Consider the following 14149-nt stretch of genomic DNA (forward strand, 5'->3'; position numbering starts at 1 on the left):
CGCTCGGACGATATTGCCGGAAACGGCTGAAACCGGCTCACCCCGCTCGCTACATTCACGAGGGTGACAATCCCCCGGGGCACCGCCCAATCCCCCAAATACCAGCGCCTCGCCGCGGACCTGCGCCGCCGGATCGCCGAGGGCGAGTTCACCGCCGACGCCGCCCTGCCGGTCGAGAGCGAACTGGAGCGCCAGTACGGCGTCGCCCGCAACACCGTCCGGCTCGCCGTCGACGTCCTGGTCAACGAGGGCCGCCTGGTCCGCCTCCAGGGCAAGGGCACGTACCTGCGCGAGCACCCCGTCCTGGACCACCGCGCCTACGGGCCCGGCCTGACCCCCGCCCCGCGCGACTGCCTCGCCACGCCCTCCGCCGTCTACCTCGGCGAGGCCGCCGAGGCCGGGCGGGAACTCGGCACCGACTTCGAGATGATGATCGTCCGGGCCCGGGTGGACATCGCCGAACGGCTCGGACTGCGCCCCGGCGAGGCCATCGTGGTCCGCCGCCAGCTGCGGCTGCTCGACCGCGAGCCGTACTCCATCGAGGAGAGCCACTACCGGGCCGGCCTCGCCGCCGGCACCCCGCTGATGGAGCCCGACCCGGTCGAGGGCGGCGACGAGGCGGTGCTCGCCACCCTCGGACGCACCGAGATCGGCGCGGTGGACCACCTGGTCGCGCGGATGCCGGGCCCCGAGGAGGCCCAGTGGTTCCAGGGCGGGCCCGGCGTCCCGCTGATGGTGCAGACCCGCGTCACCTACGACCGGCGCGGGCCCGTACGGGTCATCGAGACCCGCTACTCGGCCGACCGCAGCCGGCTCGTCTACGGCGTCGGCGACCTCGGCGCGCGCACCACCCTGCCCGCGCCCGCCGCGCCCGTCGACCCGGCCCGGGCCGACGCGCCGTGACGCGCGCCGGCCCCGGCCCGGCGGGGACGGGCCGGGGCCCGCGCCCTACGGGCTCGGGTCCTACGGGCTCAGCCCGGTCCGGCGCGGGCCTGATCGGGCGTCCTGCGGGCTCCGCCCCGACCGGCTCAGGCCGCCAGGGCCTTCTTGACCTGCAGCAGGCTCGGGTTCGTCATCACGACCTGCTCGCCCCCGCCGGCCGGCGTCACCAGCACCGTCGGAACGGTCTGGTTGCCGTTGTTCACCGACTCGACGAAGGACGCCGACGCCGGGTCCTCCTCGATGTTGATCTCGGTGTAGCCGATGCCTTCACGGTCCAGCTGGCTCTTGAGCCGGTTGCAGTACCCACACCAGGTCGTGCTGTACATCGTCACGCTGCCGGACATCGAGGGGGCTCCTTCGGAAGAGGGGTGCGTACGGTCTCCGGAGGGAACGTCCACCGGGCGGCGGGCATTCCGGCCCGCCGTCGACCGTCGTGCGGAGCGATCATCCTGCGATCGGACCGGGCCTGTGGACAACTCCGTCCGCGTTGTCCCACCGGGCTGAGAGGATGGAACGCATGCAGGAAGACCTCTTGAGCGGCAGCCCGTACGACGGCCCCCAGGGCTCCCCCTGGGCCGACCCCGGCGCCGCCACGGGCCCGGACGCCGTGCTCGCCGGGCTCGACCCCGAGCAGCGCGCCGTCGCCACCGCCCTGCAGGGCCCCGTCTGCGTCCTGGCCGGCGCCGGCACCGGCAAGACCCGCGCCATCACCCACCGGATCGCCTACGGCGTCCGCAGCGGCGTCTACCACCCCCAACAGGTCCTCGCCGTGACCTTCACCGCCCGCGCCGCCGGCGAGATGCGCGGCCGGCTGCGCCAGCTCGGCGCCGACGGCGTCCAGGCCCGCACCTTCCACGCCGCCGCCCTGCGCCAGCTCCAGTACTTCTGGCCCCGCGCCGTCGGCGGCCCCGTCCCCCAGCTCCTCGAACGCAAGGTCCAACTCGTCGCCGAGGCGGCCGGCCGCTGCGGCCTGCGCGTCCAGCGCACCGAACTGCGCGACCTCACCGCCGAGATCGAATGGGCCAAGGTCACCCAGACCGCCCCCGAGGACTACCCCGTCGCCGTCGCCAAGTCCGGCCGGGAGGCCCCCCGCGACCCGGCCGAGACCGCCCAGGTCTACCGCGTCTACGAGGAGGCCAAGAGCCGCCGCGGCAGCATCGACTTCGAGGACGTCCTGCTGCTCACCGCCGCCATCCTGGAGGACCGCCCGGACATCGCCGACCAGGTCCGCTCCCAGTACCGGCACTTCACCGTCGACGAGTACCAGGACGTCTCCCCGCTCCAGCAGCGCCTGCTCGACCAGTGGACCGGCCCCGACGGCGGCGCCAGCCTCTGCGTCGTCGGCGACGCCAGCCAGACCATCTACTCCTTCACCGGCGCCACCCCCGACTACCTGCTCAACTTCCGCAACCGGCACCCCGGGGCGACGGTGGTCAAGCTGGTCCGCGACTACCGCTCCACCCCCCAGGTCGTCCACCTCGCCAACGGACTGCTCGCCCAGGCCCGCGGCGAGGCCGCCCGGCACCGCCTGGAACTCGTCTCCCAGCGCGAGGCCGGCCCCGACCCCGTCTACACCGAGTACGAGGACGAGCCCACCGAGGCCGAGACCACCGGCCGCCGGATCAGGGAACTGCTCGCCGCCGGGGTGCGCGCCAGCGAGATCGCCGTGCTGTTCCGCACCAACGGCCAGTCCGAGGTCTACGAACAGGCCCTTGCCGACCTCGGCGTCCCCTACCAGCTCAAGGGTACGGAACGGTTCTTCGAACGCCCCGAGGTCCGCGACGCCGGCGTACTGCTGCGCGGCGCCGCCCGGGCCGCCTCCGACCCGCTCACCGACGGCGCCCCCGACCTGGCCGGCCAGGTCCGCGCCGTGCTGGCCACCCGCGGCTTCACCGCCGAACCTCCGGCCGGCTCCGGCGCCGTCCGGGACCGCTGGGAGTCGCTCGCCGCCCTCGTCCGGCTGGCCGAGGAGTTCGAACGCACCCGCACCGAGGCCGGCCAGGCCACCGACCTCGCCGCCTACGTCGCCGAACTGGACGCCCGCGCCGCCGCCCAGCACGCGCCCGCCGTCGAAGGCGTCACGCTCGCCTCGCTGCACGCCGCCAAGGGCCTCGAATGGGACGCCGTCTTCCTGGTCGGCCTCACCGAGGGCACCCTGCCGATCATCTACGCCAAGACCGACGAACAGGTCGAGGAGGAGCGCCGCCTCCTCTACGTCGGCGTCACCCGCGCCCGCAAGCACCTCAGCCTCTCCTGGGCGCTCTCCCGCTCCCCGGGCGGCCGGGCCAGCCGCAAACCCAGCCGCTTCCTGGACGGGCTGCGCCCCGGGTCCGCCGCCCCGGGCGCGCGCACCGGCGCACGCGGCGGGCGAGGGGGCGTCGAGCCCGGCGAACGCTCCGCCGCGCGGCGGGTCCGCGGACCGGTCAAGTGCCGGGTCTGCGACAAGGTGCTCACCGAGGCCGTCGAACGCAAGCTGCGCCGCTGCGAGAGCTGCCCGTCCACGATGGACGAGGGGCTGTACGAGCGGCTGCGCGAGTGGCGGGCCCGGCAGGCGAAGAAGCAGGGCGCGCCGGCCTACGTGGTGTTCACCGACGCCACGCTGATGGCGATCGCCGAGGACGTGCCCGCCGGGCGCGGCGAGCTGGCCGCCATCTCCGGGGTCGGGGCCATGAAGCTGGACAAGTACGGGGCGGCCGTGCTCTCGTTGTGTGCGGGGGAGGAGCCCGAGGAGGATCCGGACGACGTCGAGGACGGCGGTCCGGTCGATCCGGCGTGAGCCGGTCCGGGCGCGGTCCAGGGGGCCGCTTTTCGAGGGCTGCGCAACCCGATGTGTGACGTGCCGAAGAACTCGCGTGAAAAATAGTTTGCGCCGCGTACCGGGAGCGCAATAGCCTGCCGGAGCGGTCAAGGGGACGCGGTCGCACGGGGTGAAACCTGTGCCCACGCCCCTCGCCCGAGAGCTTCACCGAGACAGACATCCGAACATTCGGAGCCAGGGAGACCAGGCTCCGCGAGACGCCGAGAGGAGGCGAAGACAGTGGGAAACATCATGATCACCAAAATGACTGGCCAGACCGTTGTCGCTGCCTCCCTGCGTGCCGCCCGTCTGCGGGCGCTCGCCGAGCTCGGTGGAACCGGTCTGGGTCTCGACACCACCGGTGTCTCCGTCGCCCCCGTTGTCAGTGGTCTTGGACACACTGATCTGTGCTTCACGGGCAGCAGGAGCGTCGACGGCACCTTTGTCGAGACCGGTCTGTCCCGTGACTGGGCGTCGGTCGGCACGTCGTGCTCCCCGCGCGATGAGCGACCGATCCAGGCACCGAAGGCGGCCGTAGCCGCCGCCATGCATGGCGGCTATGCGCAGGTCATCGGTGCCGAAAACGCCCAGAAGCAGAACGAGCAGCAGATCAACCAGGCCAAGGCCGCCTTCATCGGCGCCATGGCCATCCGGATGCGGGCCTTCCGCGGCCCTGAACCCTGGAGAGAACGAACCTGAGCCAGCCTCAGGTCGGCACCTCCAGGGCCGCGGAACCCGTCACACCGGGATCCGCGGCCCTTCTGTTTTGTCCGGTACGCAAGACCACCCAGGCCCTCCGGGGCCTCCGGCCCAGCACCACCAGTCCCCTGGGCCGGAACCACTGAGAAAAGACGAGGAAGACGCCCACAGTGTCCACGGTCATCACACCGCCCACCCCGTCCGTACCGCCGACAAGCCAGATCACCAAGGCCGACCAGGCCGACCCCCCGGAGGTTCCTTCCATGCAGCTCAGCTCGATCGAGCAGGCCGAGTCCCTCGGTCTCCCCATCCCCTGCCGCGCCTTCGACCCCGAGGTCTTCTTCGCCGAGACGCCGGCCGACGTCGAGTACGCGAAGTCCCTCTGCGGCACCTGCCCGGTGAAGGACGCCTGTCTGGCCGGCGCACTGGAGCGGCGTGAGCCGTGGGGCGTCTGGGGTGGCGAGCTGTTCGTCCAGGGCGTCGTGGTGGCCCGCAAGCGTCCCCGTGGCCGTCCGCGCAAGACCGAGGTCATGGCGTGAACCCCGCCGACGAGCCCAGGGCCGTCCGCAGGGGAGAGCAGCCCCCGCTGGACAGCGCCCTCCGCCGATCCGTGCGGATCGCCGCCGCCAAGGCCGACGCCGCAGCCCGCATCCCGTTCCCGAGCAAGCACCACGAGCAGGACCACGACATGAACCCCGCCGCCGTCGATCCCACCGCCCGCGCCGAGCAGGCCACCGAACTCCAGACCCAGAACAGGATCCTCGAGATGCAACTCCTCCACGAATCCCTGGCCCGTGCCCATATGCAAGACAGGCTGCACGAGGCCGAGAACCAACGGCTCGTCACCCGGGTCATCCGGGCCCGCAGGCTCAGGCAGCGGGCCGAGCGGGCCTCGATGCGGGCCCGCAAGGCGCTCGCCGTCGCGCTGATGTAGAGCGCCCCCGTGGGCCCGTGTCCTTCGTGGGCCCTCGCCGGACTCCGGTCCACCCCCGTCGTGCCGCAGGCCGCTCCCCTTGGTGGGGGAGCGGCCTGCGGCCGTTGTCGCGGCGCCGGGGGTCAGTCCTCGCGGACCCGGGCGGGCTCGTCGGGCTCGGTGGACCTCGCCGGCCGGTGGTCGGCGAACTCCGGCAGCCACTCCAGCATCTCCGCGCGGAACGGCGCCTTGGCACCCAGCTGGCAGAGCACCCCGATGGTGCTCAGCGTCACCCGGTGGATCAGCAGGTACGCCGGGGGCAGGTTCAGCTGCTTGCCCAGGTTGTAGGCGGGCGAGCGCGGGTCGGCGATCCGGGCCGCCTGGGCGCGCATCCAGGTCCGGGTGAAGTGGAAGTTCTCCACCGCGGCCGGCTCGATGATCGGCAGCAGGTAGTCCAGTACCGCGTCCGGGTCCAGCCGGACCGAGGGCTTCACGAAGCCCTCCTCGCGCAGCATCCGGAGCACGCCCGCCGCGTCCCCGGCCAGCGCCATCCGCAGCGAGGCCCCGATCGGCGCGGGCAGCCCGCCGGGCAGCCGGTCCACGGTGCCGAAGTCCAGCACGCCCAGCCGCCAGCCCGACACCGGGCCGTCGTCCTTCAGCAGCCGGAAGTTGCCCGGGTGCGGGTCGGCGTGCAGCAGACCGGTCCGGGACGGGCCGGCGAACAGGAACCGGGCCAGTAGCTGCCCGGCGCGGTCGCGCTCCTCCTGGGTGCCGCCCGCGATCACCTCGGCCAGCGGGGTGCCGGCCATCCACTCGGTGACCAGTACCTGGTCCGCCTGGGCCACCACGCGCGGCACCACGATGTCCGGGTCGTCCGTGAACTCCTCGGCGTGCCGGCGCTGGGCCTGTGCCTCCAGCTCGTAGTCCAGCTCCTCCGAGACGCGCTCGCGCAGCTCGGCGATCAGCGGCTTGATGTCCAGCCCCGGAATCAGCGGGCCCAGCAGCCAGGCCACTCGGCTCAGCTGCGAGAGGTCCGCGAGCAGCGCGTCGCCCGCGCCCGGGTACTGCACCTTGACGGCGACCGTGCGGCCGTCGTGCCAGACCGCCCTGTGCACCTGGCCGATCGAGGCGGCGGCCGCGGGCCGGTCGTCGAACTCCCGGAACAGCTCGCGCCAGTCGTCACCGAGCCGCTGGGCGAGCGCGGTGTGCACCTTGGCGGCGGGCATCGGGGGAGCGGCGTCCTGGAGCTTGGTGAGCGCCGCCCGGTACGGCCCGGCGACCTCCTCGGGCAGCGCGGCCTCGAAGACGGACAGCACCTGCCCGAACTTCATCGCCCCGCCCTTGAGTTCACCGAGGACCTTGAACAGCTGGTCGGCGGTGGCCTGTTGGAGCTCGGCGGTGACCACCTCGGCGGAGCGGCCGCCGATCCGCCTGCCCAGGCCGAGCGTGGCGCGGCCGGCTATCCCCAGCGGCAGGGCGGCGAGCCGTGCCGTGCGGGTCACTGCCTTGCGCGGAAGATCGCTCACCCCGGGCCTCCATTCCCATGGCCCCCCGGTTCCGGGCGGCCGACCATCTCTACGCCATTGTGCCCGCTCCCCGCTACGCGCCCGCCGGAATTCCGCGGGGCGGGGCGGGAGCGGCCTCCCTTCGCGGGGAGTTGGGAGCTTGGTCCGGGTGGGGCGGGAGTGGTTTCCGGGGGGTGTGCGCAGGAAGTCGGCTCGGCCGACTTCCTGCGCGGAGGAAAGTTGTGACGTTGCTTGCTTCCCGGGGCCCCCTCCCCCCTCCCCCCACCCACCCTCACCACCCACCACCCGCCACACCCACCCACCACCCACCGCCCTGCCCACCCATCCACCCACCCGCCTCGTGCCCCGAGTGGTGGCTTCCCCGTTCCCGTGTGCAGGCCCACGCCCTGCCCGGGGCAGGGCGCGGGCCTCGGAAGGCCTCTCGTGCCCGCCCCCGTGGGGCGTCGACCCCGGTCCGGGGTTGGTCGGGACCACGGGCTCACCTGGCCGTCGGCTCGTCCGGCCGGGTGGGTGCCCGTGGTGCCGTGGGGAGGCCGGTGGCTGCCGAGCCGTGCAGCCGCCGGGCCTGCTCCCGTCAGTTCGGTCCTGCTCCTCCTGCTCCTCCGTCCCCGCTCCTCACGCCGGCGGCAGCGGCTGCCACAGGCAGCCGCAGTCCGGGTGCCCGCGCAGCCGCAGGCGCCGTGGCATGCCGTCCCCGGCCGAGACCTCGCACCAGCCGTCCACGCTCGGTGGCCGGCCGCCGTCCAGGAACACCTGGACGTGCAGTGCCGCCAAGCCGGCGACCGCCGTCGCCAGCGCCGTGTCGCACGCCGGGGTACGGGCCCGGCCGGGGCCTCCGTCGGCCAGCTGGGCCAGCACCCGTGGCCAGGCGGCGTCCTCGTCCTCCCGCCGCAGCACCAGGCAGTGCCCGCAGGCCGACATCCCGGGGATCACCAGCGGCCCGATGATGCCGAACTCCTCGACCACGCCCACGTAGAGGTGCGGCACCCCGGCCCGCAGCAGCAGCCGGGCCTCGTACGTCCCGCCCGCGAAGGCGGCGCTGCCGTCCCGGGGCGCGAGGACCACGAAGTCCGGTGGCGGGTCCCCGGGCCGGCGCCGGGGCACCGGGGCCGGAGGCCGGCCGGCGGCGCGCTGCACCGCCTCCCGGGCCGCCGTCGAGCGCAGCCGTCCGACGTCCCCGGGCGTCAGCCCGGCGGGGGAGCAGTCGCCGGGCTTCACCCGGCCGCCGTCCGCGACCGTGACCGTCCCGGTGCCGCCGGCGGCGAGCACCGCCGCCACGGCGGCGCCGACCCGGCCCGCGCCGCGCACCTCGATCCGGGTGTCGGCCCGGCGGCCCAGGACGGCCGGTGCGGCACCCGGGCCGGAGTGGACCAGGGAGAGCGAGGCGAGGTCCGGTTCGAGGACGGCCCGCTGCTGCGAGGGGAAGCGGGCCAGTGCCCGGGTGCCGGCCTCGGCGTCGTCCAGCAGGCCGGTCTCCTCCAGCCCGGTGAGCAGGGCGTCTGCCGGTTCGCGGCCGAGCCCGATGCGTTCGCCCTCGTCGAGGAGCTCCGGTCGGTCGCGCGTCCCGTCGAGCAGCGCGAGGAAGTCGCAGAGGGTCTTGTCGGCGTTGCCGAGTACCCCGGCGAACCGGGTGACGGTGCCGAACTGCAGGGTTTCCGAGTCCCGCCAGCTGCGGGACAGCGCGGGCTTGAGGGCGAGGCGCACGACGATCTCCCTTCCGATCGTTTCCAGACGGCTGACCGCAGCTTGCCCCATCGCGGCGGTGTCGTGCGGAAAGTTATCCACAGGGTCGTGCATATGATCACGCCATCCGTTCGCACGCCCTGTGGATAACCGGCCATCCTCCCCGGCGTCGGTTTCCGGACACCCGCCGTCGACTTTTCGTTCCCGATCACTCCATGAAAGATTCCGGCCATGGCAGCGGACTTCTGTCCGTGGTACGGGGTAACGTCGTGTGCCATGGCAGCCGAGCGGGACTCCCATCCACCGGCGTCGCGTCGGCGTGCCCGTGCCGCGTCCGGGTCGCAGGTGGCGGCGCCGAACACGCGCGGGCGCCCGGACCAGCGGCAGCAGCCGAGGCCGGCCCCGCCGCAGCCGCCGCCCACCGGCGCCGTGTCCTCCGAGGCGCACGACCGCAGCCGGGTCGAGGTGCGGCGCAGCGCCCGCCGCAGCCGTACCGTCTCCGCCTACCGCGAGGGCGACCGCACCGTCGTGCTGATCCCGGCCCGGATGTCGCACGCCGAGGAGCAGCGCTGGGTCGCGCAGATGCTGGAGAAGCTCGCCGCCCAGGAGTCCCGGCGGATCCCCGGTGACGAGGCCCTGATGGCCCGGGCCCGCGAGCTGTCGGCCGCCTACCTGGATGCCCGCGCCCGGCCCAGCCTGGTCCGCTGGGTCACCAACCAGAATTCCCGCTGGGGCTCCTGCACCCCCAGCGAGGGGACGATCCGCCTCTCCCACCGTCTCCAGGGCATGCCCGAGTACGTGCTGGACTACGTGCTGCTGCACGAGCTGGCGCACCTGCTGGTGCCGGACCACGGTCCGGCGTTCTGGGCCCTGCTGGAGGCCTATCCGCGGACCGAGCGGGCCCGCGGCTACCTGGAGGGCGTGGTCTCCGCCGCCCGGTTGCCGCACATCCCCGGCGCGCGGAACGCGGCCCCGAGTCCGGCCGGGCCGGATCCGGCGGCCTCCTGCGGCTGAGGCCGCGGCGGGATCAGGGCCGGGGCGGCGTGAGCCGGAGGCCGGTCGGTTCGACCGGAGGAACGACGGAAGGGGGCGCGGACCGACAAGGTCCGCGCCCCCTTCCGGTGTCGCACCTCAGCTGGTGAGCTGCCGTGCCCGGGCCACCAGGTCGCGCACCGAGTGGTCGGTGAGCTCCGGCAGCCGGTCGTAGTCGAACCAGCGCAGGTCCAGCGACTCCTCGCTGATCAGCGCCTGCGCGCCGGCCGGGGCCAGCGCGATGTACTGGACGTCCAGGTGGGTGTTCTCCGGCCGGTCCTTGCCGGTGCAGCGGACCAGGTGCCGGTCCAGCTTGGCCGGCACCGGGGCGCCGCCGCTCTCCAGCAGCACCAGGTCGGGGATGCCGGACTCCTCGACGGCCTCGCGCAGCGCGGCCGAGGCGAGGTCGCGGTCGCCCGGCTCGCAGTGCCCGCCCATCTGGAGCCACATGCCGACCTTGGGGTGCAGGGTGAGCAGCACCCGCCCGGCGGCCGCGTCGACGACCGCCGCGCTCGCCGTGATGTGCGCGGGCAGGCAGGAGCGGTAGAGGCCCTCCGGCTGCGCGGCGAGGTGCTCCAGGTAGTCGAGCCGCAGCCGCTCCTGGTCCTGGTCGGCGGGCCGCCACCCGGTCAGCGTGCGGACGGCGTCCGCGTGCAGGCCGGCGGCGGGGGTTCCGGTGCCGGCGGCCCCGGTGGCGGTCGTCTCGGTGGCCGTCATGCGGTGGGCTCGCCCTTTCCGCCGGTGCCGTCCTCGTCGCCCTTCGGATGCTCGTCCTTCTTGGTGAGGTCGGGCTTGCCGGCCGCGGCCTCGCCGAGCAGCTTGTCGAAGGCGTCGAAGTCGATGCCGCCCTCCAGGTCGTCGGCGGAGCCCCGGTGCACGAAGGCGTCCGGGTCGTCGAGGTCGGCGGCGGTGGGCAGCATGTCCGGGTGCTCCCAGAGCGCGTCGCGGCCCTCGATGCCGCGGGCGTCGGCGAGCAGCGCCCAGAGCCGGGAGGCGTCGCGCAGCCGGCGCGGGCGCAGTTCCAGGCCGACGAGGGTGGCGAAGGTCTGCTCGGCGGGCCCGCCGGCCGCGCGCCGGCGGCGGACGGTCTCGCGCAGCGCGCCGGCCTGCGGCAGGTGCGGTTCGGCGGCGGCGTGCACGACGGCGTCGACCCAGCCCTCGACCAGGGCGAGGGCGGTCTCCAGACGGGCGAGCGCGGCCTTCTGCTCGGGGGTGTCCTCGGGCTGGAGCAGCCCGCCGGCCAGCGCCTCCTGGAGGGCCTCCGGGTTGGTCGGGTCGAGCTGGCCGACCAGCTCCTCCATCCGGGAGGTGTCGACCTTGATGCCGCGGGCGTAGGCCTCGACGGCGCCCAGCAGGTGGGCCCGCAGCCACGGCACGTGGGCGAAGAGCCGCTGGTGGGCGGCCTCGCGCAGGGCGAGGTAGAGGCGGACCTCGTCGGCGGGCACGTTCAGGCCCTCGCCGAACTCGGCGACGTTCTGGGGCAGCAGCGCGGCCTTGCCGGCCGGGGCGAGCGGCAGGCCGACGTCGGCGGAGCCGACCACCTCGCCGGCGAGCGCGCCGAGCGCCTGGCCGATCTGGGTGCCGAACATGGCGCCGCCCATCGAGCGCATCACGCCCATCAGCGGCCCGGCCATGGCCTGCATCTCCTCGGGCAGGACGCCGCCCATGGCGTTGCCGACCCGCTCGGCGACCGGGTCCACCAGGTCCTTCCAGACCGGGAGGGTGGCCTCGATCCACTCGGCGCGGCTCCAGGCGACGGCGGTGCCGGCGCCGGAGGGGAACTCGGTGGAGCCGTCGAGCCACAGGTCGGCCAGGCGGACGGCCTCGACGACGGCGGAGCGCTCGGCCGCGCTGACCGAGCGGTCCTTGCTCTTGCCCTCGGCGGGCTCGGCGACCACGGTCTGGCGGGCGATGTTGGTGGCGAGGTCCCAGTTCACCGGGCCGCCCTCGAACGAGAGCATCTGGCCGAGCTGCTGGAAGGCGGCGCCGAGGTCGCCCGGGTTCATGCCGCCGAACATCGCGGCGAAGGGGTTGTCGGCGCCGGGGCCGCCCGGGGCACCGGGCATCCCGAACATCGCGCCGAAGGGGTTGCCGCCGCCGAAGCCGAACGGCTGCGGACCGCTGCCGGACTGCTCCTGGTCCTTCTTCTTCTGCGCGTCGTCGGGCTTGGCCTTGCCGTCCTCGGGCTCCTCGGGAGGAACGCCGAATCCGAAGGGAAGGTCGCTCACGGGGTCCTCGATCCGGTCGGCCGTCATGCGGGTGTGGCGGAAAAGTCTGCGCCCGGGGCGGCGGCGGAGTGGGGGACTCGGGGACGGCTCCCGTGCGGCAGGCCCGCGCCGGGTGCACCGCCGGGCCTTCGCCTCGGGCAGGATGGACGTACGTGACACACGTCCGTACGCACATAAAGCTAACCGTGGAGGATGGCCGGTGAGTTCCCCGCCCTCGGACGTTCGCTCTGGGCTGACCGGAGGAGAGGACGCGCCGGACACCACGGCGCCGCCGTCTCCAGCCTACGGCGGACGGCCGCTGACCGTGGCGGTCACCGGCGCCGCGGGGGTCCTCGGCGAGCGGGTGGCCGCCCGGCTGGTGGCGTCCCCGCACGTGCGCAGGGTCCTCGCGGTGGACGACCGGCGCGGCGATGTGCCGGGCGTCCAGTGGCGGGTGCTCGACGTGCGCGACCCGGCGGTGGCCGAGCGGCTGGCCGGGGTCGACGTGGTGGTGCACCTGGCGATGGACTTCGGCATGGAGTCCGACGCCCGGGCCCGCAGCGCCTACAACGTGCGCGGCGCCCAGACGGTGCTGACCGCGGCCGCGGCCGCCGGGGTGCACCGGGTGGTGCTGTGCACCTCGGCGATGGTCTACGGCGCGCTGGCCGACAACGAGGTGCCGCTCGCGGAGGACTCCGAGCTGCGGGCCACCGAGGAGGCCTCGCTGGTCGGGGACCTGCTGGAGATCGAGCGGCTGGCCCGCCGGGCGCCGCGCGCCCACCCGGGCCTCCAGGTGACGGTGCTGCGCCCGGCCGTGGTGGTGGGCCCCGGCGTGGACACCGTGCTGACCAGGCACTTCGAGGCGCCGCGGCTGCTGGTGGTGGCCGGTTCCCGGCCGTGCTGGCAGTTCTGCCACGTGGACGACCTGGCGGCGGCGCTGGAGTACGCGGCGCTGGGCCTGGTCGAGGGCGAGGTGACGGTCGGCTGCGACGGCTGGCTGGAGCAGGAGGACGTCGAGCGGCTGTCCGGGATCCGGCGGATGGAGCTGCCGGCCTCGCTGGCGCTGGGCACGGCGGCGCGGCTGCACCGGCTGGGCCTGACCCCGGCCCCGGCCGGCGACCTCGCGTACACGATGTACCCGTGGGTGGTGTCCGGCAGCCGGCTGCACGAGGCGGGCTGGCGCCCTGCGCACACCAACGAGCGGGTGCTGGCCGAGCTGCTGGAGCAGGTGTCGGGCAAGCACGCGGTGGCCGGGCGCCGGCTGGGCGGCAAGGAGGCGGCGACCAGCCTGGGGGCGGCCGGGGCGACGGTGGCGCTGGTCGGTACGGCGGCGCTGGTGCGCCGGGCCCGTAAGCGGCGGAGGTTCTGACCGGCCGCGCGAGCCGGTCGACCGGCGCCGCTTCTCACGATGCGAAATCTTCCCGTCGGGATGCGGAAGGCTCTTGCCGCGGACCGTCCCGGATGGGCAATCATGGGGTCATGTCCGAGAACCACGACCCCATCCGGCTGCTCGCCGTCCGCGACACCCCGCTCTCGCTGGACGAGGTGTACGAGGCGGTCGGCGACGACGCGGCCGGCGGCACCACCGTCTTCGTCGGGACGGTCCGGGACCACGACGGCGGCAAGTCGGTCTCCGTGCTGGAGTACAGCTGCCACCCCACCGCCGAGCGGGAGATGCGCCGGATCGCCGAGAAGGTGGCCGCGGACTTCCCGGTCCGGGCGCTCGCCGCGGTCCACCGGGTGGGCCGGCTGGGGATCGGTGACAGGGCCGTGATCGTCGCCGTCTCCTGCGACCACCGCGGCGAGGCCTTCGCGGCCGCCCGCCGGCTGATCGACGACCTCAAGCACGAGGTGCCGATCTGGAAGCACCAGGTCTTCGCCGACGGCGAGGAGGAGTGGGTCGGCGCCGGCGGCTGCTGAGACCGGTCGCGGCGCGCCGGAACCGGGAGGCACGACTCGCGCGTCCGTCGGGGCAGGCGCGCCGGGCCCTCACTCCAACGGGTCCGCGACGGCGCTGCGAATACTCCCTGGAAGTGAGCCGATCGGCCGTCCCGTAACCCGGACGGCGCCGGCCGCGTTGTCCGCCGGAGTGGTTAATCTGCTCATAGACACGACGAGCTGGGAGTACTGGTATGGGTGCGCTCGCCTGGCTGATCATTCCGGGTGTCGCCGGCATCGCCGCCGGCCTCTGGGCGGTGTGGGCCCAACGGGAGCCGCGGGCCACCGGGGACCCGGCCTCACTCGCCGAGCACCGGCGCTTCATGGCCGCCATGGAGCGCACCACCGCGGGCACCGCCGCCCCCGGTGAGGGCTCCGGCAGGTAGCCCGGCGGGCGCCCTTCGAGGCGGGT

Annotated in this window: 14 protein-coding genes; 9 read left to right on the forward strand and 5 right to left on the reverse strand. The window is 74.3% G+C overall.

Annotation, left to right across the window (positions count from 1 at the left end; translation table 11 throughout):
- Positions 1-63: 63 nt before the first annotated feature.
- Positions 64-903 carry a GntR family transcriptional regulator gene (locus tag ACIQI7_RS17610; RefSeq protein ID WP_401110595.1) on the forward strand — a complete coding sequence of 280 codons (840 nt, stop codon included), beginning with the start codon at positions 64-66 and terminating at the stop codon, positions 901-903.
- A 125-nt stretch (positions 904-1028) separates the two neighbouring features.
- Here ACIQI7_RS17610 and ACIQI7_RS17615 read toward each other — a convergent pair whose 3' ends face one another.
- Positions 1029-1286: a mycoredoxin gene (locus tag ACIQI7_RS17615; RefSeq protein ID WP_387749999.1), complete on the reverse strand. Its 258-nt coding sequence runs from the start codon at positions 1284-1286 to the stop codon at positions 1029-1031.
- Between the two features lie 164 nt (positions 1287-1450).
- Here ACIQI7_RS17615 and ACIQI7_RS17620 point away from each other — a divergent pair, with 164 nt between their 5' ends.
- The 4 genes from ACIQI7_RS17620 (at position 1451) to ACIQI7_RS17635 (ending at position 5372) form a co-directional block, all read left to right on the forward strand.
- Complete coding sequence (locus tag ACIQI7_RS17620) at positions 1451-3718, forward strand: ATP-dependent DNA helicase UvrD2 (RefSeq protein WP_401110599.1); 2268 nt, start codon at positions 1451-1453, stop codon at positions 3716-3718.
- Positions 3719-3991: 273 nt separating this feature from the next.
- Complete coding sequence (locus tag ACIQI7_RS17625; protein ID WP_401110602.1) at positions 3992-4438, forward strand: hypothetical protein; 447 nt, start codon at positions 3992-3994, stop codon at positions 4436-4438.
- A gap of 170 nt (positions 4439-4608) precedes the next feature.
- Positions 4609-4977: a WhiB family transcriptional regulator gene (locus ACIQI7_RS17630; RefSeq protein WP_374120130.1), complete on the forward strand. Its 369-nt coding sequence runs from the start codon at positions 4609-4611 to the stop codon at positions 4975-4977.
- Positions 4974-5372 carry a hypothetical protein gene (locus tag ACIQI7_RS17635; protein WP_387750007.1) on the forward strand — a complete coding sequence of 133 codons (399 nt, stop codon included), beginning with the start codon at positions 4974-4976 and terminating at the stop codon, positions 5370-5372. The genes ACIQI7_RS17630 and ACIQI7_RS17635 overlap by 4 nt, the downstream gene beginning before the upstream one ends.
- Positions 5373-5494: 122 nt before the next feature.
- Here ACIQI7_RS17635 and ACIQI7_RS17640 read toward each other — a convergent pair whose 3' ends face one another.
- Together ACIQI7_RS17640 and ACIQI7_RS17645 are read right to left on the reverse strand one after the other, a co-directional pair.
- Positions 5495-6877, reverse strand: coding sequence for an ABC1 kinase family protein (locus ACIQI7_RS17640; RefSeq protein ID WP_401110607.1), 1383 nt, complete (start codon positions 6875-6877; stop codon positions 5495-5497).
- Positions 6878-7492: 615 nt separating this feature from the next.
- Positions 7493-8581 (reverse strand): ThiF family adenylyltransferase, encoded by a 1089-nt coding sequence (locus tag ACIQI7_RS17645; protein ID WP_401110610.1) that lies wholly within the window; start codon positions 8579-8581, stop codon positions 7493-7495.
- Positions 8582-8989: 408 nt separating this feature from the next.
- Here ACIQI7_RS17645 and ACIQI7_RS17650 point away from each other — a divergent pair, with 408 nt between their 5' ends.
- Positions 8990-9574: a M48 family metallopeptidase gene (locus tag ACIQI7_RS17650; RefSeq protein WP_401110613.1), complete on the forward strand. Its 585-nt coding sequence runs from the start codon at positions 8990-8992 to the stop codon at positions 9572-9574.
- A gap of 117 nt (positions 9575-9691) precedes the next feature.
- Here ACIQI7_RS17650 and ACIQI7_RS17655 read toward each other — a convergent pair whose 3' ends face one another.
- Together ACIQI7_RS17655 and ACIQI7_RS17660 are read right to left on the reverse strand one after the other, a co-directional pair.
- Complete coding sequence (locus ACIQI7_RS17655; RefSeq protein ID WP_401110616.1) at positions 9692-10309, reverse strand: NUDIX hydrolase; 618 nt, start codon at positions 10307-10309, stop codon at positions 9692-9694.
- The gene (locus ACIQI7_RS17660) at positions 10306-11820 is read right to left on the reverse strand and encodes a zinc-dependent metalloprotease (protein ID WP_401110619.1); all 1515 of its coding nucleotides are present in this window, start codon (positions 11818-11820) and stop codon (positions 10306-10308) included. The genes ACIQI7_RS17655 and ACIQI7_RS17660 overlap by 4 nt, the downstream gene beginning before the upstream one ends.
- A gap of 199 nt (positions 11821-12019) precedes the next feature.
- On the opposite strand from ACIQI7_RS17660, the gene ACIQI7_RS17665 reads away from it, so the two are divergent.
- From ACIQI7_RS17665 to ACIQI7_RS17675, 3 genes are all read left to right on the forward strand, one after another.
- Positions 12020-13168 carry an NAD-dependent epimerase/dehydratase family protein gene (locus tag ACIQI7_RS17665; protein ID WP_387750025.1) on the forward strand — a complete coding sequence of 383 codons (1149 nt, stop codon included), beginning with the start codon at positions 12020-12022 and terminating at the stop codon, positions 13166-13168.
- 110 nt (positions 13169-13278) lie between these two features.
- Positions 13279-13719, forward strand: a complete 441-nt coding sequence (locus tag ACIQI7_RS17670) for a molybdenum cofactor biosynthesis protein MoaE (protein ID WP_401110622.1) — start codon at positions 13279-13281, stop codon at positions 13717-13719.
- Positions 13720-13931: 212 nt separating this feature from the next.
- On the forward strand, positions 13932-14123 hold the full coding sequence (locus ACIQI7_RS17675) for a hypothetical protein (RefSeq protein ID WP_387750031.1): 192 nt from the start codon (positions 13932-13934) through the stop codon (positions 14121-14123).
- Positions 14124-14149: the final 26 nt, after the last annotated feature.

Source organism: Kitasatospora sp. NPDC092039, from assembly GCF_044756065.1.
In the GTDB taxonomy this organism is placed as follows: Bacteria; Actinomycetota; Actinomycetes; order Streptomycetales; family Streptomycetaceae; genus Kitasatospora.